We start from the raw sequence: 23,230 nt of genomic DNA, 5'->3' as shown, positions 1-23,230 counted from the left end.
CTGTTGAACGGATATCGTATATTACCGGTTGCGCCGCCGGCGTGTCAATAGCACCGCGCTGTTGCTGCACAGACCCTCATGGCTGAGGCGGCGCTCCCTTCGCGCCGCGCATCGCGCGTACGACGAGGATCGCGAGGAGAGTAACGACCGCCAACAAAGCGCTCCAGAGCAATGCGGGATGGCGTTCACTCCACGGCGGCGGGGGCGGAGGTTTCGGCGGCAGCCTGTGCTCCGGGCCCAATGCGGCCAACGGGAGCTTTGACGGCGGCGTCGTGAGCGGCAGCCGCTGGATGTCGTACACAGGCTCCGGCACACCCGGGCGCCCGTACCACAGCTCATACGTCGCCGCGGGCTCGGCCTGCAACACGAGCCCGCGGCGAACGCGCAGCAGCGTCACCGCCGTAATCGCAAGCGGGCGATCGTTGCCATTCGAGATGGCGAGACGCACCCGACGCGCTCGTGGTATCTGAAGATCCAACGCCACCGGTTCGCCCGCCTCGAGCCGACGCAGAACTCCCGAGCCCTCCCCGCGATACGCCCCCTTGTCCACAGCGGATTCAATCGTCACTGGGCGGTCGAAGGCCGGGTCCTGGACTGTGAACCGCGCTTGCGCGAGGTCGCGAGTCGGGTGCAACATGCGCAACTCAATCACGGTGCGACGCCTTTTCGTATCCTCCCGGCGCGACAGCTTAGCATCCACCGCGATCAATGTGCGCGGGATGGTGAGAACGCTGCCGACACGCACGTCTTGCAGTGTGGGCAGGCGTCCTTGCAGCAGGTCGAACGTGACGCGCAGGTAGCGATAGTCATGGGGCGGCAGCGGCACCGTCGTCTGCTCGAAGCGGGCCTCATGGCGGTACACGAGCCGTTTGCCTTGCACCAGCCACCATCGGTCGCGGTCATGGCTGCCCTCCACACGCACGCGGCCGCGGAAGTTGTCTCCGTCTAGCCGCAGTTCAACCTGGTTTATCGCGGCCGCCTGCGGGCCCACATCCACCGTTGCCTGAAGCCACCGCTCAGCGCGCATCCCCTGTGAGATCAACCGAACCGGGAGAACTTTGATCTCGCTCTGACCGCTCTCGGTAAACATCCGGTACGGCACCTCGACGCCGCCGTCGCGCACGATCCGATACTCCGACAATGACCGCAGCGCCAAAGCCTTCTCGCCCAAAGGGAGATATACCAGTTGGGGCGCGGCGATGTCCGGCAGCACGATCGGTCGTGAGACGCGCCAATCCGCACGCGTCAAGTCCGCCCAGCCCGGCGCGGTCGCGAGCAGCAGCGTCACAGCCAGGATTCTCTTCACTTCAGTCGCTCCTCGAAGCGCGTATAGAGCAGGCTCACCACGAGAAGTATCACACCTAACCCAAAGAAGGACACGATGCGATAGGGTTGTTCGAGGAAACCGAGGTCGAACGCGAAGACCTTGAAGATCGAAACGTACAGCAGTGCCATCGCGAACAGGCGAACTGGCCGCACGCGGCGCCAAATGCCAACGGACATCACGGCGAGGGCGTAGACGCTCCAGAAAATGGAGAGCGCAAGCTGCTGCGCGCTGCGCCGTTCCGCGAATGCCTCCGCGCGGCCGAAGTAATCCCACAGGTCGAGGCTGACGAAGATCAGCGTGAAAAGGCTGGCGATGAACGCAAGAGCGGTGGGCAGCACGCGTTCATCGGGCGTGAGGTTCTCCCGTTCGCGTTGCAGCAACCAGGTCGAAACGTATGCGGCAGCGACCACGGCGGCGCCGGAGAGCAGCCGGTCATTCAGAAGCAATCGGAACGGCGCCGGATGGCCGGCAAGGTCGAAGAACAACGACTTGGTCGCCGCGATGGAGAGCAAGATGATCCCACCCCAACGCACGCGCCGGTCACGGATGGCGACGCCGATCCGGATCAACGCCACGGCGTAAACGCTCCAGAAGAAGGTCAACGCGAGCTGCTGGGCGCTGCGCGCGGCGGCAACCGGCAAGGCGCGTCCGAAGTGATCCCATAGGTCGAGGCTGATGAAGATGAGAGTGAGCGTGTTGGCGAGCAACGCCAGGAGCGCCGGCACGGGGCGCTCATCGCCAGTTATGTCGGCGCGCGCGCGCCACAGGAGCCACGCGGAAACATAGGCCGCCGCCGCGGCGGAGGCGCCCGACAGCATGCGGCTGTTGAGGAGCAGGCGAAACGGGTCCGGGCCTATCGGTGCGTCCAGAAACAGCGCCTTCCCTGCGGTGACCGCCAGCAGCGCGATACCGTACCAGCGCACCCGCGTGTCACCGACGTTGAGGCCGGTCCACACGAGGATCGCGCTCTCTACGGCCCACGCGAGCGTGATATAGCCGGCGCGCAACTGAAGCGGGATCGCGATAGTCGCGAAGGTCAGCGCAAGCCCGAGGTAAACGAAACGAAGCAGCGGGCCCTCTTGCCCGCGGCGGAGGATCATGCCGCCGATGAACGCGTGATACGCCGCGAACGCGAGCGCGCCGCCGCACAGCAGGACGAGACCCTCGAATGCGCGCAGCTTCGTCGCCACGGCGATCAGGCCAAAGAACACCGCCGCGTTGACGAACGCAGCAAGGAGGTCACCGCGAAGAGCGGGCACGGCCGTGAAACGGCGCAGCGCCACCCACGTCCCGGATACCAGCAGGAACTCCCCGAAGAACAACGCGAGTCCCGCCGCCGCCGGCCACGGCGCGGTTATCTCCAACGCGCGTACGAGCGCCATCAGCGGCAGCGCCAGCGCGCAGAGCATCACCGCGACCGGGAACTTGCGTTTCTCGTGCTCCTGCCGCGCCGCAATCCACAACGCGCCGAGCGTCACCCAGCCCGCGATGGGGAGCCACAGCGGCGCCGCTTCAGCGCCCCAGACTCTCAGCGGCGCGAGGCAGCGGAAGGCCACTGCAATATGCACCGCGACATCTGCCGCGAGCATGACGATCGCCGGCGCTTCCGGCTCACCGGCGCGCCGCATACGCAAGGAAACACCGAGAAAGATGAGATAGACAAAAACACCGAACAAGAAGGCGCTTGGCGCCTGTGCGCGTGTCACCGGTGGCGCCTGCAACACGCTGACCCCGATGAGCAGTGCGAGCGCCGCCGCCGACAGATACCGGAAAGCTTGGCGCACCGCGCTGTCCTCAACACCGAGGCTGGGCAGCGCCGCGGCTAGGCCGGCCAGCAACGCCGCGACGAGCACACCGGCGCATACGAGCGCCGGCAATCCAAGCGCTTGCTCGTCGGCGAGGATCAGCGCGCTCGCCACCGCGAAAGCGACGCATGCCGCCAGAATGAGCGCAACGCCGACGCGCTGCATCTCCGGCGCCGGCTCACGCTCTGCCCTCATGGTGCCAATTCCGCTGTAGCAGGCAAAGAACAGGAAGGCGACGGCGAACGCCTCGACCGTGAGGTAGTTTGGCCCGTGCAATTTGCCCGCCCCGAAGAAGAGGAGCCACGTCGCGCCGAATGACAGGGCCGTGAGCGACCGCCACGGGCGATACCTCGCCAGGATCACGCTCCACACGTTGAGCCCGGCCAGGTACGCATAGAGTCGGACGAGGTCGCTCGACGCAGCGGCATCCTGGCGGATGAGCACCGGAGTCGCGAACGCGCCGGCGATGCACAGCAGCGCCACACCCTCCGTGTTGTTCGCCGCGGCCACAGCGGATGCGGCAACGGCTGCAAGAGTCAGCAGCGCGAACGCCATCGAAAAGCCCATGAGGTGATACAGGGCATAGGCGGCGTACACGGAGAGGAAGAAGATGATGATCCCGCCTGACATCAGGACCTGCGCGTACGCGCGGTAGCGCGGCTTGGTCAACAGGAACTGCCCGAGGCCGAGTAAGGCGAACGAAGCTACGAGTCCGATGGCGATGCGCGCCGTCGGCCCGATCCACCCGGAATCGAACGCGTACTTGAGGAAGAAGGCGGTTGCGATTGCGATGGCAATGACGCCGAGCTTGCTCAGCCAGTTCGCGCCGAGGAGCGATTCCAGGTCCGGGCGCGGAACCGTCGGACGCGATGGCGCTGCGGGTGGCGGCGGTGGTGGCGGCGTTGGCGGCTGTGGCACCGGCGCCTGCGGGACCGATGGCCAAGGGGGCGACGGCGCAACTGATTCAGCCGGTTGAGCGGCGGCGGGGACGCGAGTGATGTGCTCGGGGACAGGCGGCTTTGGCCGCGGCAGTTCCGCCGGAATCGGGGGCGCCGGAGGGACGCGCTCTTCCGTCACAGGCTCTGGGGGTGGCGGCGGCTGACCAGATTGACGCTTTAGCTCCCGAATTTGCCGGTCAAGCTCTGACAGCCGGTGGAGTACATAGATCGGGAAGGCAACGATCGCCGCGAGCACGAGCAACGCCAGAAGGACGCCGTACTCGTACATGCGTGCTCCCTCTGCCACTCGCCGGCGCTGCATCGCAGCGCATCCCAAGGGAAACGCCGCCATGCTGCGCGTGCAGCCCAGCGACCCCACGTGGCACGTTGTGGTACCGCTCGGCCTAGCCGACGCAATTGTACCACCGGGGGCGTCACTTCGTCCATGCCTGCAAGGGGCAGCCGCGCAAGGGGTTATGTTCTCGGACGCCCGCGGCCGACGTCGCAAATCACGCCGGCCGTGCGTTCCGCACCGCAGCCGTCAACGAGCCGCGGGCCCGCTGCGGCGAGCCGGCGTCTCAGGTCAAAATCGCGCGCGAGAGAGAGAACCGCCTGGGCAATGCGCTCCTCGGGGACATCCGACGCCGCACCCAGCGTCAGCATCGCGCCGCGGTCCGCGAAGCGCCGCGCCAGCTCCGCTTGATGGCGCACGGGCTGGCAGAGCGCGATGGCCGGCAGGCCGACCGCCAGCGCCTCGTGCATGGTCAGGCCGCCGGCGATGATGCCGAGATCCGCTTCCCTCAGCGCAGGCAGCAGCGACGGCAGGCTGTCGGCGATTGTGAACAGGTCCTCGGCGCCCTTGATGGCGCCCAGAACCCGATCGCGCGAGGGCGAAGCGGCGCCGATGAGCAAGACAGCGCTGGGCGATTCGAACGCCGTCTCCGCCTTGCGGCTCTCAAACGCCCGCTTCACTGCGCGCGCAGCCTTGGGCGCAAGGCCCGCCGGATCGGCGCCGCCGAGAGTAATGAGGATGCGCCGGACCTTCTCCGGTATCTCACGTTCGGCGATCCCCGGCTGCTCGTACTCCTCGACCAACGGGACATAGTCCGGCCCTTCGTAGAGGGCGATCCCACGCTCGGCCAGGGCGTCGGGCTCGGGCTCCACTTCGAGCACATTGATGATGGCGTTGGCGTGAAGCCGCCCCGGCCCGACGTCATCGAGACACACGAGGCGAGAACCATGCTCAACGACGGCGCGGGTCTGCGCCTCGGATGTTTCGAGGGCGTCCATCACGCATACTCGAGCGGATCCAATTCCCCCGGCCTCGCGCAGCGCGTCGCATTCCCGCATCTCGCTCGCGTCACGCGGGATGACGATCACGTCACACCCCGCTTTGCGCAGGCGCTCGACACCCCAGGGGAAGTCGCGCGTGAGGAAGGTTACTTGCAGGCCAGCGGCTTCAAGTCGGCGCCGAAGTATCAGCCCGCGAACGATATGCCCGGTCCCGATGTCCGGGCTGCCGTCCGCGCGGTAGAGCACTCTCATGAGTGCGCCTTTCGGCAGGCAATGAGGAACTCGTCGGGGCGCACGATGAGATGGCCGCGCGCGCGCAGCTCCCGCGCGAGTTCCGTCAACTTCTCGAACATGCTGCGATTCATCGGGCCGCACATGTTGATGGTCGCCGAGACGAACGCCGGGAGGGATCTGCCTTCGAGGAAACGCTCGATGTCGCGCAGCCCTTGCGCCGGGCTGTCGACCATAACCTTCGTAGGGATCCACGGCGCGCCTGCCGGGAAACGGTCCTCCTCCCCCACTACTGTCTCGAAGCCCTGGAAGAAGCCGATGCAGCCCGGTAGTGCGCGAGCGTAGTTCTCCGCGACGTCATCATCGAGGTAATCCGCGCCGTACGTGTTCTTCAACTCCTCGTTGAGCCCGCCGTCCTCGATGGACAGCGGGATATCGCCGGCGGCGGTGCGATGGAGCACCTTGTCGCCCGGGACGCGCTTGACCACGCGGTTGATGACGTGGATGGCGCGCGTGTTCGTCAGTTTCATGTACTCGGCGGTCGTGCGCAGATACTCGTCGAGATTCGGCATCACCGATGGGTAGTTGTAGCCCGCTCCTGATGGCCCGGCAACCAGGTAATCGTTGGCGGTGCGGGTGCGGTAGTAATATTCAAGCAACGCCGGGCCAAGGTCGTGCGCCAGCTTCGGCGCAATCCACCAGCCCATCGGTATCGAGCCGCGCAACGGGCTCCCCCACTGCCCTTGCTGCAGGTTGCACATGGAGTGGAGCGCGTCGCCGTCGGTCTGGTTGAAGGTCACATAGACGGCCTTGCGCAGTTCGATGCCGGCCTCGTCAAAGTGATCTTGCTTCAGTAGTTGCTGGGCGGCGACGTGCTGGTGAAACGACATGTTCGACCCGCCGGAGGAGCAGATCTGAATCATCCCGTGGCGCGAGCAGGCGTCAACGTAGGTCGCCTCGATATCGCGATGCGTGTGCCAACCGACCGCCAACGCGAGATCGTTCGTCTCGGACATGAAGCGCTCGCAGAGAGCGGCCTCGTCCGGCAGATCGGTTGAGACGGCGAGGCTCGAAGCGAATCCGCGCCGGGCCACGAGCAGGTCGCAGACGAGGTTGCTGAACGAGCCGGGCTCGTCGCGCACACCGAAGCTGCCGAGGATGTCTCTGGAGCAATTCGGCCATACCTGCTCATGCGCCCAGCGATAGGCAGCCACGCGATCCTGCCAGCGGCCGCGCAAGTCTTCGACGACCGGCAGATTGAGCCGTTCAGCCAATCGCGCGCTGAGAGGCAGGACATCGCGCGCGCCGGCGATGGAAAGCGAAAGCGGGATTGTGTCGCGTAGCTTCTCGTCCCAGACGACGGCGCCCTTAAGACAGTCGCCCAACGCTTGGAGGGCTTCGTCGAACGCGCGCTTCTCCGGCGCGAAGCCGTAACTGGCGTACCAGTGCAGCCAGTGCTCATCGGCGGCGCCGTGAATGAGGAACAGCCGCGGCGCACCTCGATTGGCCAGCCCTTGCAGTGCCGCCAGCGCGATGCGCTCGTCCTCCTCCACGTCGTCGGTGCGGACATAGAAGACAGACGTAGGTTGCATGCTCGTTGTGCTGGCGCGCATGATTCGTGCCTGCATGCGCGCTGTGCGGGATACACCACCTCAATCGCAGTATGGATGATCCGACCCAGGGGGTCGGGCTCAATAATTGTCCGCCGAGCCCGCGCGTCCTCTTGCTGGAAGACGAATGGAAGCCGAGCCGCCGGTCAGGGAAACATGAGTGTCGAGACCTTCGCACAGGGAACGGAACCGTCGCAAGATCTCTTGTGCGTGCTGCTCGTCCGGGCGAACGGGAAGACAGTCCGCGATCAGCACGGGTTCGAACGACACGTCTGTCGTGCGGCGGTGGAACGTCGCGCGGAGCAACAGTGCGTGATTCGCGCCGCGGCGGTGCTGATCGAAGACGACATTGCCAACGCTGTAGGCAATCAGTCCGCCGCGATAGACCTCCGCGCCCTGGATGACGTGCGGGTGGTGACCCACGACGATATCCGCGCCGGAGTCAACCGCCAGGCGTCCGATGCGGCGCTGAGCATCTGAGGTCAGATTCTGGAACTCGTTCCCCCAGTGGAATGAGACGATGACCAGATCCCCGAGGTCTCTCGCCAGGCGTACCGCACGGCGAATGGCAGTGGGGTCCGCACGCGCAGTCCCGGGCGCGCTCGGATTGAAGAAAACACCCTCGTCCGGGAACACCGTGAAGCCTAGCAGCGCAACGCGTTTGGAGCGACAGCGGATGATCCGCGGCCGGGATGCTTCGGCCTGGTTCGTTCCCGCACCGAACCACGCCACGCCGGCGCGATCCAGGCCTGCCATCGTCCGCATTAGGCCATCGCGGCCCTGGTCGAGCGCGTGGTTGTTGGCCAGCGATACCGCGTCGAAGCCCGCTTCCCGCAGCCAACTCGCCCCTTCGGCAGGGCCGCCGAAGATGATCGGCTTGGCCGCCGCGGCGCGCCCGGACGCCAGCGGGCATTCGAGGTTGCACACCGCAATGTCCGCGTCGCGTAGGAAGGGCCAGATTGCTTCGGTGAGACACTCATGCCCGTCCCGAGCTACGCGCCGGGCAACGCCGCGGTCGAGCAGAACGTCGCCGACCGCGACGAGCATGACCGGCCGCCGCGCGGCGCCGAACCACATGACGACGCCCGCGATGGCCGTCGCCGCGGCGACGATCCACGCCAGCGTTCTTACCGCCACGATTGCCGGTGATCGCTCAGCAGCCACCGGAGTAGAAGACCTTCTTCGGCTTCGGGATGTCGCGGCTCTTGTCGAGGTAGAAGCTCCTGGCCCACACCGGCCGGTCGGGCGCCTTGCCGTCGCGCAGCATCTGCTGCCATTTCTCATCCGTCAACCGATCACTCGCCGGCCAGGTGAACTCGTAGTAGCTGAAGACCGCCCCGCGCGTCAGATACAGCTTCCCGGCTATCGGTACCACGACGTAGACCTCGGCTGCATGCCCGACGCCCTCTTCCAGCGCTTCGTTGACCACGGTGTGCACGTCGGCGATGACCGCCATGTCCTTGTCTGTGTCGCTGAGGATGTCACCCTCCGCCACGGACAGGGTGAGGTGTTCGAGGCGCGCGCCGTAGATCTCGATCTCCTCGTACTCCTCGCGCGTCAGCTCCTCGCCCCCGAGTTCCTTGATTGACACGCGGCGCAGGAAATCAAGCATGTCCTCCAGCGCTCGGAACTTGTCCTGCACCTTCTCCGATAACAGATCGCGCTTTGTCAGGCCTTCGCGCGACAGCCGGGTCAGTTCGAGCATACGTCCGTAGAACTCCGGGTTCGGCTCGACGTATCCCTTCGGCGGCGGCGGCGGCTCCTCTCCGTCGCCGCACTCGGCGCCGGACGGCTTGGCATAGAGGATTGTGTCATGGCGCAGCTCGGCCCAGCTCCCGAGGAATGTGTTAAGGCTCTTGTCGAGCCAGGCCGTCGAGCGCATGAACGAGGGATAGCCCTCAGGCGCTTCCGCCACGAGAGCCTTGAGCGACCACAGCCAGCCGAAGTAGAGATTCGACAGCCACTTGCTCTCGTCGAGCGCATCGAACTCCCGACGGAGTTGGCTCCGCTTGGGCAGGTACTCGTCCCATTTCTCTGGCTCCTTGTAGACGTCATCGAGTATGGTTGCGGCGCGGTCGGAGCCGAGGACCGCCGCGACGTCGAGGCCCAACGGCCACGGCCGCTCAGGCCACTTGACGAGCCGCTGCATGATCTCCGAATCGGGGATGTAGCGCTGGCCCATGAAGCGGTACTGCATGCCGCCCGGTATGCCGATGAGCTGGACGTCAATCCTCGGCGGTCGCGTCTTCGCAATCCGCCGCGCGAAGTCATCGAGTCTCCTCTGATCGGCAAACGACGAAAGGCTTGGCGCGTTGCCGTACACTTTGCGCATCACCGGCTCGACATCGTCCGCGAACAGATCATCCGCCGCTCCGACATAGAAGGCCGTCGGCTCGTAGATTGTCTCCCACAGATCGCGGGCCGGTTTGCCGCCGCCCTTCGCCGCAAGCAGGTCTCTTACAACCAGCACGGCCTGGAGCGTCGAGCGCTTGTACGATTCCTTCCAGATGACCCGGCCGTCGGCTTCCACCTCGGGGAACGCGAACGGCACGAGCCCATACCACATCATCGCCTTGAAGAAACGCTTGAAGCGCTCGGTGCGGGTGTAATGTCCGCGCGGGTTGAACTGCGTGTAATCCAAATCATAGCCGAAGATCGGGCTGGCCCTGCGAGCGCCGTGCGCCGTGATTTGTCTCAGCTCGACTTCCGCAAGGGCCGCCGCATCCCCCGGGGCTCTTGGCGTCTTCAACTCGAGGATGCTCGCCGGCACCAGGAAGTACGCGACGTTCCGCAGGGCGGCGTCCTTCACCGCCGCGTCGCGCGCCTGCTCGTGGGTCTTCAGCGCCTCCGACAGCATAGCTGTAGTCAGTTTCTCGAGCACCGGGTAGAGTTTCTCAGTCTCTGTCGTGCGCAACGTGTAGTCGAAGAAGATGTGGTAGATCTGGAGCACCGAATCGGTGGTGATGAAACTTGGGATCTGCAGGTAGTCGTTCTGCTCGTAGATATCATAGAGCTGCACCTCATCCGTCGGCAGGCAGACGAAGGCATTTCGCGCCAGCAACTCTCGCGCCGGCTTTGCGAACTCTCCAAACTGCTCGCGATTGACGATGTTTGAGATGTCCGGCGCGACCTCGTAGGCCGGGATCCGCGCGACTACGGGCGCCGGTTCGCCGCGCTGTGCGGAGCCACCGCCCGTCGTAGTCGGAGCGCTCCCCTGCGGCCGAGAACGCCCGCCGCAGCCGGTGGCCGTCATGACTATCAGACTCGCCAAAGCCACGATCTGCCAGCGTCGCATCATGTACCTCCTTTGCGGACTGTCAGAACGCGTAACCGGTCCCTATCCACGTACGCAAGTCGAGCGTCATCGAGTGCACAGAATGCCTGCGGAGCGGCCCGCAGCTCGGCGACGCGCTCCACGCGCACTGCATCCTCGCTCGTCCGATAGGCCCAGACCGTCGGGCGCGAATCGCCTTCCGACGTAAACACAGTCGCGGGGCTCCCGCCCGGTGACACGTGACTGATCTTCGACACAACCTGGCCCGTCCATGCGCCCCAGAAGCCGAATCCGTAGCGCTCGCAGGAGAAGAGGCAGTTGCCGTCCTCCGTCCGCCCGACCGCCACGATCTCGTCACGTCCGTCCTGGTCTGTGTCCGCCAGCTCGAAATCCGTGAATCTCTTCGGCAGACGAGAACCCAGCCAGCTCGGGTGCAAGTCGCCGTCCAACCACTGATACACGAACGGCCGGTTATCCCAGACCGGATCGAACCGAGTTGTCTTCCACACGCCGACGACGACGTCAGGCGACTGGTCCCCGTCAACATCGCCCGCGCGGACCTTCCAGGGATGAAGTTCGGGACGGAGGCCGCGCCATATCCAACGCCGATGGCGCAGAGAGTAGATGCGAAGCTCGCCGCGCCCGGTCGCACGCTCGCCGGCGAGCACGAGGACTTCGTCCCACCCGTCCCCGTCGAGGTCATGCGCACACATGTCCCGCACCACATCAGGCGCAACCGAGACGAGTGCCGTTGTTGCATTTGCCCACGTGCGCGTTACGTACAGGTTGTTCGCGCCGGACGCGACCACGCCGCACGCGTCTCCGAGCGTCGCGGGCGCACAGTCCAGGACCGGCTCGGGAAGCGGACAGGAGCGGACTTCGCGGGGTGTCGTGCCGGCGACCTTCATCCAGCGCAATTCCTTGCTGGCGAACCAAGCGATGCACGATTCGCCCACGGCAGCGAGATTCTGCCGCGGCGACGCGCATCCGGCGAGGGCCGCCGGCAAGAGCACGACAACCAGCAGGTACCAGCGGGATGTCATCTCGGCTGTTCCCAGCAACGACGGCTTGGCCGGCCCCACGAAGACTACGGTTCGCGGCGCGCGTCGGTTTACCTGGCATCCGGCGCATCACTTGCGCGATGACTTGTGCAGGACACGCGGCAATTTCCGTTGAAGAATTCCGCGTCGCGCCATGGGGACGTCGGCGCGATCGGTTGAGGCATTCCGCGCAGCAGCAAGCACGACCGGAAGGCTCAGGAGGAGTGCCATGGCCCTGATGGATTTGCGCGAGCAGGCGAAGCGGCGAAGTGGCGAAGAGTTGGTTAAGCACCTCAAGTCGTTCGAACTGGAGTTCAAGTTCAGCGCGGGGGTCTGGTTCTTCGCCCCTGGTGGCGGGCGATTCCACGATCGTTATGTCCCGCCGATGTCCATGGAGCAGATCCTGGACAAGGCTGCAGAGCTGAAGAAGTACGGCCTCGCGGGACTGGAAGCGCACTACCCCAACGAGGTCAACCACGACAACCTGCACCTGTTCGCCGACTTCGAGCGCGCGATGGGCATCCGGCTCATCACCGTTGTCCCCAACCTGTTCTTCGAGTCGCAGTTCGAGTTTGGGGCGCTGTCATCGCCGATACCGAAGGCGCGCCAGGCCGCGATCAACCGCGCCAAGGAAGCCTTCGAGTTGAACCGCGAACTCGGCACCGACTTCGCCATCGTGTGGCCCGGGATTGACGGCTACGAGAATCCGTTCGGCATGGACCTTATCGCCGCGCGCGATCGCTTTGCCGAGGGCTTGGCGGAAGCGATGGATGCGGTCCCGGGCGTGCGCGTCGCCGAGGAGCCGAAGCCTTACGAGCCGCGCGGGCGGATACTGTACGGCACGACGCCCGAAGGCGTCCTCATGGCGCAAAAAGTCGAGGGGATGCTCAAGACCAAGGACAACCGCCGCCCGCTCGACGACGGTCACGCGATGGTCGGCCTCAACCCCGAGGTCGGGCATGTGCTTATGGGGTATGAGGATCTTCCGTACGCATTTAGCCTCGCCTGCGAGTACGGCAAGCTCATGCACACGCACTGGAACAGCCAGCCGCTGGGGAACTACGACCAGGACCTCAATGTCGGCGTGATCGCGCCGGAGCAGGCCGAGGCGGCGCTGTACGTCCTCAAGATGCACGGCTACCGGGGCTACTTCGGCATTGACATCAACCCCGAGCGCATGCCCGTGGATCGCGCGCTGATCAACTGCGTGGACGCCCTGCGCGCGATGAATGACCGCGTCAACGCGCTCGACCACGAGAAGATCATCTGGGCGACCGAGCATCCCGACCAGGCGCGCGGCATGCTCGAGGCGCTGCTGATCCGTGCCCGGGCGCCGAAGCCGGACGCGCTGTCGCCGATGCCGAAGTGGGGGAAATAGCGTCTGGGCAGCGTCCAACCGCGGAACGCAGCGCCGAAGCGCTGAGGTCGCCGCGCAACTCGGTGTGGCAGCGAAGGTGATCTCTGGCGGTGCCGGGATTCTTCGCTTTGCAGCTCGCTTTTGCTCGCCGCTTCACTGGGAATGACATCAGGCGCCCCCCTCAGGCGCATGCCGACGCTAGTAATCCGCGCCGAGCACGTGCACGTTCCCGATCCGCACCCGCTTGAGCCCCGCGTCTTGCGCCGCGCGTACGCATGATTCAGCGTGACGGCGCGATGTCGGCGGCAGGTCGTGCATGTAGAAGTCGGGGTGAAAGCCAAGGAGCGCGTACGGAATGTCGGAATTGAGCCGGGAGATGAATCTGGCTATGCCCGCGACCTCGCGCTCGTCCACATAGCCGGGCACCAATAGCGTGCTCGCCACCAGCGGCGGCGGCTCCGGCCTCTCGGCGATCCGCGCTGCGAGGCGCTCGAAGTTCTCCAGGGTCCGCCGATTCGTGACACCGGTCAGCGCGACGTGCAGGCCCTCGTCCCAGGCCTTGAGATCGAACTTGACGCAGCCGCCGGATGCCAGCGCAAGCGACATCATCTCATCCGCAAGCGCCGGATTCATGGACCCATTTGTCTCCCAGCAGATGCGCAGGATCCTGCCCGATGCCTTGTCACGCGCCAGTCGCGATGCGCGCAGCGCATGTGGAAGCTGTGCCCCTGGATCGCCGCCGAAGTAGCAGATGCACGAGGTCCGCGAGTCAACCGCATCGGCCAACTCCTGCGCCGGTCGCGCGCGCCCGGCGTCCTGGCGGAAGTGCCAGTTCTGACAGAACAGGCAGTCGAAACCACAGGCGCGATAGAACACCGCGAGGTTCTTGTAGCCGCGCTCCGGCCCCGGCGAGTACGCGAACTCGGGATAGCCGGTGCCCGTGCCGCCCGGGCAGACCCAATCGGCGACACAGTTCGTCGGCAGCGGGTCGTGATACCAGTCGAAATGCCCTTGGCCGGCTGACGGGCCGTGCAGGTGTCCCTCGTCATCGGCTCGGCGCAGGCCGCAGAAAGACACCTCGCCCGGTGCCATCGAGCACTGGTGGACGCAGAGGGAACAGGCGACTCCGCCGGGAGTTGCAGGTGCGCGCGTCGGAAGGTCGAACTCCGCGCGGATGCGGCTGCGAGTGGCTTCTACGTGCGCGCGGGCGTCCTCGAAATCATCACGCAGGCAAGCGCAGCAGAAGCCAAGCGCTTCGGCGATGAGTCGGCTGTCTTTGCCACAGCGCGAACACCGTGCCATGTCGCCTACGACGGAGTGAGGGCGAAATCAACGCCTAGGTTCGCCACCGGCAGGGTCACCGTGACGGTCCGCTGCGCCGACACGAAACCAGCCGCAGTGACGCGGATTACGTAACTGCCATCGCCGAGTATGAAGCCGTATTCCCCGTCGGCATTAGTGGTGGTCGTCTCAAGCGGTGTCGTCTGGCCTTGAAGCGTCGCCGTCACCGTGGCGCCCGAGATAGGCGCCGACGTGACCGCGTTGGTGACTCGGCCTGCGACAGTCGCCGGCGTCGGTGGCGGTTCGCTGACTGGGCTCAGGCTGAAGTCGACCGAGAGTCTGGGCTGACTCGCGGTGATCGTTACGATCTGCTGTTGGGCGACAAACCCGGCGGCGCTCGCTTCCACGACGTAGGTTGCCGGGGGAAGTACAAGACCGTAGACCCCGGTGCTGGTGGTGGTCGTTGCCCCCACCGGCTGCGACTGTCCCGACACGGTGGCGGTCACCACGGCTCCCGCGATGGCGGGGCCGGACTCGCTGGTCACCGTGCCGGCCAACGTGAACGGCTCGGCCTGCCCCCCTCCTCCGCCGCATCCCGCCACGACGACGGCGGCGCACAGGCACGCGGCAAGCCCTGCATATTGCACTGAGAAGCGTCGTCTCATTGTCGTCCTCACGGTTCCGAGATAATCAGATAGCATCCCTGCTTCGGGAAAACGTAAATCCACAGGCCTTCGTAGGGCGGAAGCTCTTGCGGCACGACGTACGAGCCGCCGGCATAGCGGAAGATGCTGCTGACGATCCCGCTGCCCTGAGCCTGCGCAAGGGTGACCGGAGCGGTGTTTGCGAACTTGACCTTAACCGCCGTCAGGGGCGCTGCAGCGCTGAACGGGTTGGCGATCTGATGCCAGCCCTGGCGGAGATGCAAGCGGCACTCGCCGGACGGCAGCATGCCGTGTGTGGTCACCGTGCGCGGCGCGCTGAGCTTCAGCCAGTAGCCGAGGCCTGGCTCGATGGGCGGCGTGTCGGGATAGAAGACATAGCGATAGCCGCCGGCCAGCGTGGGCGACCACCGCGAGAGCAGCGTCTGACCGGCCGGGAGGCCGAGAAGCTCCGCCGCATCTGACTCGTCCGGGCTTGCGGGCAGCGCTGCCATGGACAATCCCGCGGGGAACGTCCGCTGAGCAATGCCCAACTGCGGGGGGTGTGCGCGCAGCACAAAGACGTAGAACAGAAAACCAGTGTTGGCCAGGCGCAGATTCGCCGGTCCGACGGGCGGCTGGTATTCCACCGCGGTTGGCGCGAGGAAGTCTAGAGCCTCCGGCTGGTTCACGGAGAACACGCCCCGGATGACATTGGCGGACGGGGTCGGTATACCGGGCGGCATCACGCTCACCGTCCCGCCGTTGGCGTCAACGATGACACCGAAGTACTCGTTATGCCCGCCGTTCGGGGTGACGACGCCGTACGGAAACCATGACTCGACGACCTGTGCGACCGCCGCGAGTTCGACCGTGATACGCTGCGCGCCGCCGATGTTATAGAAGCTGGGCGCCAGGAAGCCCTGGCCGTTCTGTATCGTAATGTTGTTGCCCGCTTCAGGGACGTACAGCTTGCCGTCCCAGCCGATGTACTGGAAGCTGCCGGTGCCCGCCAGGGGCTGCTCGTCTCCCGCGCTTGTCGTGCGGTAGTAGTCGGCTTCGAGGAAGACGGTGATGTTGTCATTCTGGGGCAGGGCGACGAGGTAGAGTTTCTCGCCCTGCCAGCCGTCGGTGTCGAGAACGAATTGCCTGGCGAACCAGTACTCGAATAACATCCCTTCGACCTGAGGCGCTGCCTGTGCCGCGATCTGGCGTAAGCGTTGGACGTTCTGCGACAGCGGCGGCGTCGCGCCGGGATTGTACTCCGCGTAGTAGGCGGCGTTGAAGTCGCGGAAAAAGTTGGGATTCTCGGCGTACACCTTGAGCCAGGCGGCTTGAGCCATGCCGACGCGCCAGAACGTCATGCCGGTATAGCCCGAGGGTGGGAAAACCGTCGGACTCGCCAGCGGACGCTGATTGAGCAACTCGTAGAACGGCATGAGGTAGAACGGCTCGCCGGAGAGATCGAAGTTGGTATCCACCTGGAGATGCGCAACCAGGGCGACCGCGCGCGCGAAGCCCGTCTCCCACACGTCATGTGCGACATACAGGTCGTCGTGAAAGGCGCGGACGATGAGCGACGCAAGGACGTAGGTGTCGCGAGAGAGATCCTGCATCGGCGGCAGACGGATTTCGTTAGTGGCAGGGACGTACACGCCGCCGAGGATGTTCTGCAGCTGACCGTCGCGGACGATAGTGACGGTGATGTTCGAGGCAGGAGGGCCGTAGATGGATCTGATGGTTGGATAGGCGGCGCTGACGTACGCGGCGAGCTGCTGCTGCTCGATCGTCGTCCAACCGCTGTAGGCAAAGGTGATCTGGTTGGTGGCCTCGCCGTATCGTCCGGTACCGGCAGCAGAGAATGAGTTGGGATACATCCGTCCCCCGACCGTGAGCAGCGCCGTGCGGTCCCACTGCGGGCGCCACGCGCCATCGAGCTTTCCGCGCTGTTCCAGGAACGCGACGTAGCGCGGGACGCGCGACCACGTCGTGCCGCACGTGCGTCTGATGCCCCAACCGACGATGCCGTCGCCGGGACCGTACGGGAATCGCGGCAGATCAACCACGAGGTGGTTCAGCGCCTCGCTGCCTACGAGTCGAGGTCGCGAGATCGGGTCGAGGATGCCCGATCGCGAGGGGGCGGCGGTGAGCGCGATCAGGACTGCGGCGATTGCTGCGAGTGCTTGTCTGGCCATTTCTACGCTCCGAGTATGGCGATGGCTGGAAACCGCTCGCGCCTATGTTAAGCAGCAGTCGCGATGGTGTCAAGCGGCGGGCCGGACCATTGTGCGTCACTGCCCGCCGCTTGGCGGGATCGCCTACGACGCCAATTTCGCAAGCGATTCGGACAAGGGGTGATCGCACACCCCTCTGTCGGTGATGATGGCGGTAATCAGCCCGTGAGGAGTGACATCGAATGCCGGGTTGAAGATCGCCGCGCCCTCCGGCGTGACGCGCGTGCCGGCGATTGTGCTCACCTCCTCGGCCGCCCGTTCTTCGATCGGTATGTCCTGGCCGCCGGCAAGCGTGAGGTCAACGGTTGACATCGGCGCGGCTATGTAGAACGGGATGCCGTGCTGGCACGCCAAAACGGCCAGGGCATAGGTGCCTATCTTATTGGCGGCATCCCCGTTGGCCGCGATGCGATCCGCGCCGACGACGACGAGATTCACCATGCCCTGCTGCATGCACCAGCCGGCCGCCGAGTCAGCGATAACGGTCGCGGGAATGCCCTCGCCGACGAGTTCCCACGCCGTGAGCCGGGCGCCCTGGAGCAGCGGGCGGGTCTCGTCAACCAGGACGCGGATGTTCTTCCCCGCGCGGTGGGCCGAGCGGATAACGCCGAGGGCGGTCCCGTAGCCGGCAGTCGCGAGAGCGCCCGCATTGCAGTGCGTCAGGATCGTCGCGCCCTCCGGCACCAGCCGCGCCCCGAAGTCGCCAATGCTCCGGCATGATTCCAGGTCCTCCTGCTGAACGGCAAGTGCCTCGCGGACAAGCGACTCCGCCAGTTCGTTCGCATCGCGCGCCGAGGCGGCACACGCCTGCATTCGTTCCAACGCCCAGAACAAGTTGCGCGCCGTGGGCCTGGTCGAGCGGATCAAGGCGATCGCTTGATCCACGTTCGCGCGGGCCCGTTCCAGGTCAAGAGAGCGCGCGTTAACCGCGGCCAGCGCGGCGGCAAAGGATGCTGCCACGCCCAGGGCGGGCGCGCCGCGAATGCTCATGCTGCATATGGCGTCGGCGACGTCCTGCGGCTGACGGGCCTCGAGGTGGGCCACTTGCCCAGGCAGGCGCGTCTGATCCAGGATGCTCACATGGTCGTCATGCCACTCGATAGGGGTCAACTCGCTCACGGCGCCTATGTTCTGCGCGCGCTCGCGCGCACCTTGCGGACGCTTTTCGTGTGCGGCAATATCCTGTCACCCGCACCTTATTCCTCTCCCTTAAAGGAGAGGAGTTCTCTCCCCGCAATCCTGGGGTTCTGAGGTCACGCCCCGTGCACACCGCGCTTGACCATCGAGCGACGGCTTGCTAAACTGGCGCAGGCCTTGGCCTATCGCGTCACGTTTACCCGGAGAGTGCCATGAGCGCGCCCCTTTTGTGTGGCCTGTCCATTGTCTTCCTGTACCTCGGCTACCGCTTCTACGGAAGCTTCCTAGAACGGCGCATCGTTGAACCCAGTGATACGGCGACACCGGCGCACGACGTCAATGACGGCGTTGATTTCGTTCCATGCAGGCCGGCCATGCTATTCGGGCATCACTTCGCCTCGATCGCGGGTGCCGGGCCTATCATCGGTCCCGTGCTGGCGGTGGTGCAATTCGGTTGGATGGCGGTAGCCGGTTGGATCGTCGTCGGCTGTGTTTTCATGGGCGCGGTGCACGACTACCTGAGCCTGATGATGTCGGTGCGCAACCGCGGGGCGTCGGTTGCGGAGGTCGCGGAGCGCACGATGGGCACTCGCGCCAGCCTCATCTTCTCCGCCTTCCTGTGGGCCGCGCTGGTGCTCATCATCGCCGTGTTCGGCATCTCGGGCGCACGCACTCTCATCGCCGCGCCGCAGATGGTTATACCGAGCTTCTCGCTGATATTCATCGCCATGCTCTTCGGGTGGGTCAGCCGCAGGTTCGGCGTCAACCTGGCGGTGGCGACGCTGTTCGCGGTTGGCGCCAACTTCATCGCCATCTACATCGGCTACCTCCACCCGATCTCGCTGCCCGCCTCGCTGTCGGAGCAAACCGCGCTCATGGTGTGGTTCGGCATTCTCATAGCCTACGGCGCGCTCGCTTCCGTGCTCCCGGTGTGGCTTCTGCTTCAGCCGCGCGACTACATCTGCGTCTACAAGCTCTACATTGGCCTCGCGCTCGGCATCGGCGGCATCATGGTGGGCGGACGCACAATCAGCGCTCCGGCTTACACTCAGTTCAGCGCCGGAGGCGACGCGCTGTTCCCGATGCTCTTCGTCATCGTCGCCTGCGGCGCGATCTCCGGTTTTCATTCGCTCGTCGCCGGCGGCACGACGTCGAAACAGCTCAACCGCGAGCGCGATGGCAAACGCATCGGCTATGGGGCGATGATCGTCGAAGGGGTGCTTGCCATCGTGGCGCTCATATCCGTCAGCGCAGGTCTCGCGTGGCAGGGAACGGCGCTGCCGGGACAGCCGGTGCTGCAGGACGTCGTGCGCGACAAGGGCTGGATGGTGGCCTTCGGACAGGGCTACGGCACGTTGGTGGCGTCCCTGCCCATCATTACCGCGACGGCGGCGACGTTGTTCGGCATGATTATGCTCAAGACGTTCATCCTGACTACACTCGACACGGCGACGCGGCTCGCGCGCTTCATCATTAGAGAATCCATCGGCGAGTACGTGCCACAGGTGGGCGGCCGCGTCGGTGCGACTCTGGTCACGGTGGGGCCGGCCCTTTGGCTGGGCTACAGCAACAAGTGGCAGGTGATCTGGCCAGTCTTCGGCGCGGCGAACCAGCTCATCGCGGCGCTCGCGCTGCTCGTGATTTCGGCGTACCTCGTAGGGATTCGCAAGCCTGCGGGCTACACGCTCGTGCCGGCGATGGTTATGACTTGCATTACGGTCTCGGCGCTTGCGTATCAGGCCTATGGGTTCTTCTTCGGCCCGAGCGGAGTACAGTGGACCCTCGCAATCGCGTGCGTCGTCCTGCTCGTTCTCGCCGGCGTGGTGATCTTCGAAGCCGCAGGCGCGTACCGCAGGCTGCGGGTGTCGGCAGCGGAAGGCGCGGTGGCCTGAGCCCAGTCCGCCATCGGCGTGCGATACTTCCTCCGGGACATCAGGCGACCATCGCGTGCGCCGCACTCCCGCGCAAGCCCGCAGTGAGTAGAGGAGAGAACCCGGGATGAAAAGGCGATTGCTGATGGTGGGTGCGGGCGGCTTCGCCCGCTCGTGGATCAACAACTTCATTCAACCGTTCCTCGAGGACCGCGTGGAAGTCGCGGCGTTGGTGGATATCAACGAACGGGCGCTGCGCGAGTCGGGTGACGCGCTTGGCCTCGCGGCCGATCAGCGATTCACGGACATGCGGCATGCATTCGGCCGGGTGGATGCCGATTTCTGCGCCGTCGTCATACCCCCGGCGGTGCACCGCGACGCGGTGATGCTGGCAGTCGAGCACGGCATCCACATTCTGTCGGAGAAGCCGATCTCAGACACGCTCGAGGTAACGCGCGAGATATACCAGGCCGTCGCGGAGAGCGGCCTGAAGATGGCGGTGACGCAGAACTACCGGTTCACACAGCGCATGCTCACTTTTCGCCATGCACTGCGCGACCGCGGCCTGGGCCGGCTCAACTACCTCATGGCGCGCTTCGCCGCCGACTACCGGGAGTACGGCTCCTGGGGCGCGGCTTTCCGACACGAGATAGCCGACGCGCTGCTCGTCGAGGGCGGCGTGCACCACCTCGACATGATGCGCAACCTGAGCGGCGCCGACTGCGAGACAATCGCCGGCATCGGCTGGAACCCGGAGTGGAGCAGCTTCAAGGGCAATTCGACCGGGCTCTACGTCATGGACATGAGCAATGGCGCCAGGGCATGCTATGAGGGTAACTGCTCAGAGGCAGGCGTCAGTAACTCGTGGCACCAGGAGTACTACCGCGCGGAATGCGAGAACGGTGCGGTCGTACTGGATGCCGACAGCGTGGTGCGCGTTATTCGCGACGGAGAACAGGTCGAGGAGGTGCCGTCGGTTCCCGCCGACCCGTCGGGCCACCATACGATCATCCGCGACTTCCTCGATTGGCTGGATGGCGGGCCGGAGCCCGAGACGTCGCTGCGCGACAACATTAGGAGCGCGGCGATGCTATTCGCCGCCATTGACGCAAGCCGGGATCGGCAGGTCAAGCGCGTCGCGGACTATCTGTGATTCAGGAGCCTGTTCGCAGCCGGCGCCCCTCGGCACGCAGTTATGCGAACCGGTCCGCGGCTACTTCAAGCCCAACTCCGCCAGGCGATCCTCGGGCCCCAGATACGCGCCCTGGTCGAGAAGCTCTTGCTGAATGCGCCGGATAGGCACGTTTGACGGCGAAGCACCGGCCGCACCGGCCAGCGCCGCCGCGGCGCCCGCCGCTTGCCCGAGAGCCATGCAACTGACCATTGCCCGCACCACCCCCCGCGGCTCTGTGGACACCGTCTTCCCGCTTGCAACCAGGATTCTCGCCACGTCGCGCGGCAGCATGATGCCGTAAGGCAGCTCGGAGGTGCCGTCCACGCGGCGCTCGCCGTGTGCGATGCTGTGCAGCCGGGGCTGCACAGCGACCACATCTTCGAACGTGTCGCCCCTTTGCAGTTGCTCGCGTGTCAGAGTCGCGCGGCCCCGGATACGGCGGCTGATACGTACCCCCAGCTCGGGCGCGGTGGCAACCACATAGGCCTGCTCGAACCCCGGCATCACGCGCTTCAACAGGTCCGCAGTCTCAATGCAGCGCTCGCGCGCGTCTTGGATCGCGTTCGACAGGTCGCTCGGATCCAGGCTGTCGAGAGTGTAGAAGTTGCTGTTGACGATAACAGTATCCGTGTCCGCGGTGGCGTAAAACCCGAATGCGTCCAGTCCGTGTGCCAGCCCGCGCTCCTTCCAGTATTCGCGGCGAGCAATAGCGTCCTGGATGGGACGCATGCGGACGCCGCCGCCGTGGGGCAGGTGGAAGACCCCCAACTCCGACCAGTTGCGCGCGAACTCCTCGAACTCCGTGGCGAGGTCGTAGTCCTCGGCGAAGTCCTCGGGATGCTGGCGGAAGTGCTCGAAGAAGGCAGGCAGATCAACGCCCGCCATCCGAAACTCAAGACTGGCGCTCGCCGGAGGCGTTTCCCCGCAGTCCGCGCCGAGGTGCGCCGCAATCACGGCCTCGCCGGTGGCGTCCACGACAACGTCCGCCAGGGCCGCTTCCCGCCCCGCCTTGCCTTCCAGTATGACAGCGACGACGCCGTTCTCGTCGCGAGCGGCGGCGACAGTCGTGCCGAGCAGGACGTGCACGCTGGCATCGCGCAGCAGCCTGATGAGTACGACCTGAAGCAGCTCAGGGTCGAACGGGAGATGGGGCAGATCGGGACGACGCCAATCGGGACGCGCGCCGCGCAGCTCGACCAACCGGTCAACGATCTCGCCCGGGATCCCGCACACGACCTGCGTTCCATCGGCGGCGATGAAACGATTGTTGAAGGAGGCCATGAGGCCCGCCGTCGCGACGCCGCCGAGCATATGGCTGTGTTCCACCAGCAAAGTGCGCGCCCCGGCGCGAGCCGCGGCGATTGCCGCACAGACACCCGTGAGACCGCCTCCTGCGACGAGGGCCTGCGACTCGTGGCGCACGGGAGTCTCACGAGCGGACTCGAAAACGGTCTTCATAGCGGCTCCTTTCTCTGACCCGACCATATCGCCGGGCTGGACGTGCGGCTTTCGCCCATCGCGTCGCTCCGCACCGGACCGGAGAATCCGCGGCGCGCCCTGGGTCGGCGCGCCCTGGAAACAAGTAGGCCCCGGAGTACGCTTGCTCTCCGGGGCCTGGTCCCACAGCTTGCCTAGTCGAGGATTAGAGCGGACGCACTTTCAGGGCCTTGAGTCCCTTGGGGCCTTGACCGATCTCGACCTCTACCTCCTGGCCCTCCTGAAGAGAGCGGAAGCCGTCGGATTCGATCACGCTGTGGTGGACGAACACGTCGCCGTCCGCGGTCTCAATGAAGCCAAAGCCCTTGGCATCATTGAACCACTTGACCTTACCCGTGGCCATGTCTACTGGCCTCCTTTCCGAGGGCGTGAACCACAAGCCGGAGGCCAGCGGGGCTGACCAACTGCGCCTGCATTCAACTGCCTTCTGCCTGGCGGCTTGCTTGCCACCGGCGCGAACTATAGCAAATTTCCGCTCGTTTGTAAATACCCCAGGCGCTTGCTTGGGCGGCCGGCTGGG

The 23,230-nt window shown here is 65.4% G+C and carries 16 protein-coding genes; 3 read left to right on the top strand and 13 right to left on the bottom strand.

What is annotated here, in order from left to right:
• Positions 1-76 precede the first annotated feature (76 nt).
• From JSV65_13180 to JSV65_13150, 7 genes are all read right to left on the bottom strand, one after another.
• A complete protein-coding gene (locus JSV65_13180) occupies positions 77-1,306 on the bottom strand; it encodes a DUF3999 family protein (GenBank protein ID UCH33513.1) in 1,230 nt (409 codons plus the stop codon).
• Positions 1,303-4,050 carry a DUF2339 domain-containing protein gene (locus JSV65_13175; protein ID UCH33512.1) on the bottom strand — a complete coding sequence of 916 codons (2,748 nt, stop codon included), beginning with the start codon at positions 4,048-4,050 and terminating at the stop codon, positions 1,303-1,305. The genes JSV65_13180 and JSV65_13175 overlap by 4 nt, the downstream gene beginning before the upstream one ends.
• Positions 4,051-4,544: 494 nt before the next feature.
• A complete protein-coding gene (locus JSV65_13170; protein UCH33511.1) occupies positions 4,545-5,615 on the bottom strand; it encodes a hypothetical protein in 1,071 nt (356 codons plus the stop codon).
• A complete protein-coding gene (locus tag JSV65_13165; GenBank protein ID UCH33510.1) occupies positions 5,612-7,186 on the bottom strand; it encodes a hypothetical protein in 1,575 nt (524 codons plus the stop codon). The genes JSV65_13170 and JSV65_13165 overlap by 4 nt, the downstream gene beginning before the upstream one ends.
• 99 nt (positions 7,187-7,285) lie before the next feature.
• Entirely contained in the window at positions 7,286-8,368 is a 1,083-nt protein-coding gene (locus JSV65_13160) for a CapA family protein (protein ID UCH33509.1), read from the bottom strand.
• The gene (locus JSV65_13155; protein UCH33508.1) at positions 8,358-10,502 is read right to left on the bottom strand and encodes a DUF3160 domain-containing protein; all 2,145 of its coding nucleotides are present in this window, start codon (positions 10,500-10,502) and stop codon (positions 8,358-8,360) included. Before JSV65_13155 ends, JSV65_13160 begins: the two co-directional genes overlap by 11 nt.
• On the bottom strand, positions 10,499-11,521 hold the full coding sequence (locus JSV65_13150; protein UCH33507.1) for a VCBS repeat-containing protein: 1,023 nt from the start codon (positions 11,519-11,521) through the stop codon (positions 10,499-10,501). Before JSV65_13150 ends, JSV65_13155 begins: the two co-directional genes overlap by 4 nt.
• A 226-nt stretch (positions 11,522-11,747) precedes the next feature.
• Here JSV65_13150 and JSV65_13145 point away from each other — a divergent pair, with 226 nt between their 5' ends.
• Positions 11,748-12,896, top strand: a complete 1,149-nt coding sequence (locus JSV65_13145) for a TIM barrel protein (GenBank protein UCH33506.1) — start codon at positions 11,748-11,750, stop codon at positions 12,894-12,896.
• A gap of 177 nt (positions 12,897-13,073) precedes the next feature.
• Here the strand turns inward: JSV65_13145 and JSV65_13140 are convergent, their stop codons facing one another.
• The 4 genes from JSV65_13140 to mtnA all read right to left on the bottom strand — a co-directional run bounded on the left by JSV65_13140 (position 13,074) and on the right by mtnA (position 18,141).
• On the bottom strand, positions 13,074-14,177 hold the full coding sequence (locus JSV65_13140; protein UCH33505.1) for a radical SAM protein: 1,104 nt from the start codon (positions 14,175-14,177) through the stop codon (positions 13,074-13,076).
• A gap of 5 nt (positions 14,178-14,182) precedes the next feature.
• Positions 14,183-14,821 carry a carboxypeptidase regulatory-like domain-containing protein gene (locus JSV65_13135; GenBank protein ID UCH33504.1) on the bottom strand — a complete coding sequence of 213 codons (639 nt, stop codon included), beginning with the start codon at positions 14,819-14,821 and terminating at the stop codon, positions 14,183-14,185.
• Positions 14,822-14,829: 8 nt separating this feature from the next.
• Positions 14,830-16,992, bottom strand: a complete 2,163-nt coding sequence (locus tag JSV65_13130) for a hypothetical protein (protein ID UCH33503.1) — start codon at positions 16,990-16,992, stop codon at positions 14,830-14,832.
• A gap of 123 nt (positions 16,993-17,115) precedes the next feature.
• Entirely contained in the window at positions 17,116-18,141 is a 1,026-nt protein-coding gene (gene mtnA, locus JSV65_13125; protein UCH36777.1) for an S-methyl-5-thioribose-1-phosphate isomerase, read from the bottom strand.
• 239 nt (positions 18,142-18,380) lie between these two features.
• On the opposite strand from mtnA, the gene JSV65_13120 reads away from it, so the two are divergent.
• Both JSV65_13120 and JSV65_13115 read left to right on the top strand, forming a co-directional pair.
• Positions 18,381-20,060 carry a carbon starvation protein A gene (locus JSV65_13120; GenBank protein ID UCH33502.1) on the top strand — a complete coding sequence of 560 codons (1,680 nt, stop codon included), beginning with the start codon at positions 18,381-18,383 and terminating at the stop codon, positions 20,058-20,060.
• Positions 20,061-20,166: 106 nt separating this feature from the next.
• Entirely contained in the window at positions 20,167-21,192 is a 1,026-nt protein-coding gene (locus JSV65_13115; protein UCH33501.1) for a Gfo/Idh/MocA family oxidoreductase, read from the top strand.
• 60 nt (positions 21,193-21,252) lie between these two features.
• On the opposite strand, the gene JSV65_13110 is transcribed toward JSV65_13115, so the two are convergent.
• Both JSV65_13110 and JSV65_13105 read right to left on the bottom strand, forming a co-directional pair.
• Positions 21,253-22,671, bottom strand: coding sequence for an FAD-dependent oxidoreductase (locus JSV65_13110; protein UCH33500.1), 1,419 nt, complete (start codon positions 22,669-22,671; stop codon positions 21,253-21,255).
• A gap of 184 nt (positions 22,672-22,855) precedes the next feature.
• Positions 22,856-23,053 carry a cold-shock protein gene (locus tag JSV65_13105; GenBank protein ID UCH33499.1) on the bottom strand — a complete coding sequence of 66 codons (198 nt, stop codon included), beginning with the start codon at positions 23,051-23,053 and terminating at the stop codon, positions 22,856-22,858.
• Positions 23,054-23,230 lie beyond the last annotated feature (177 nt).

Source organism: Armatimonadota bacterium (assembly GCA_020354555.1).
GTDB lineage: Bacteria > Armatimonadota > Hebobacteria.
Note: the sequence above shows the minus strand (reverse complement) of the source record. Positions and strands in the feature narration are given on the sequence as shown.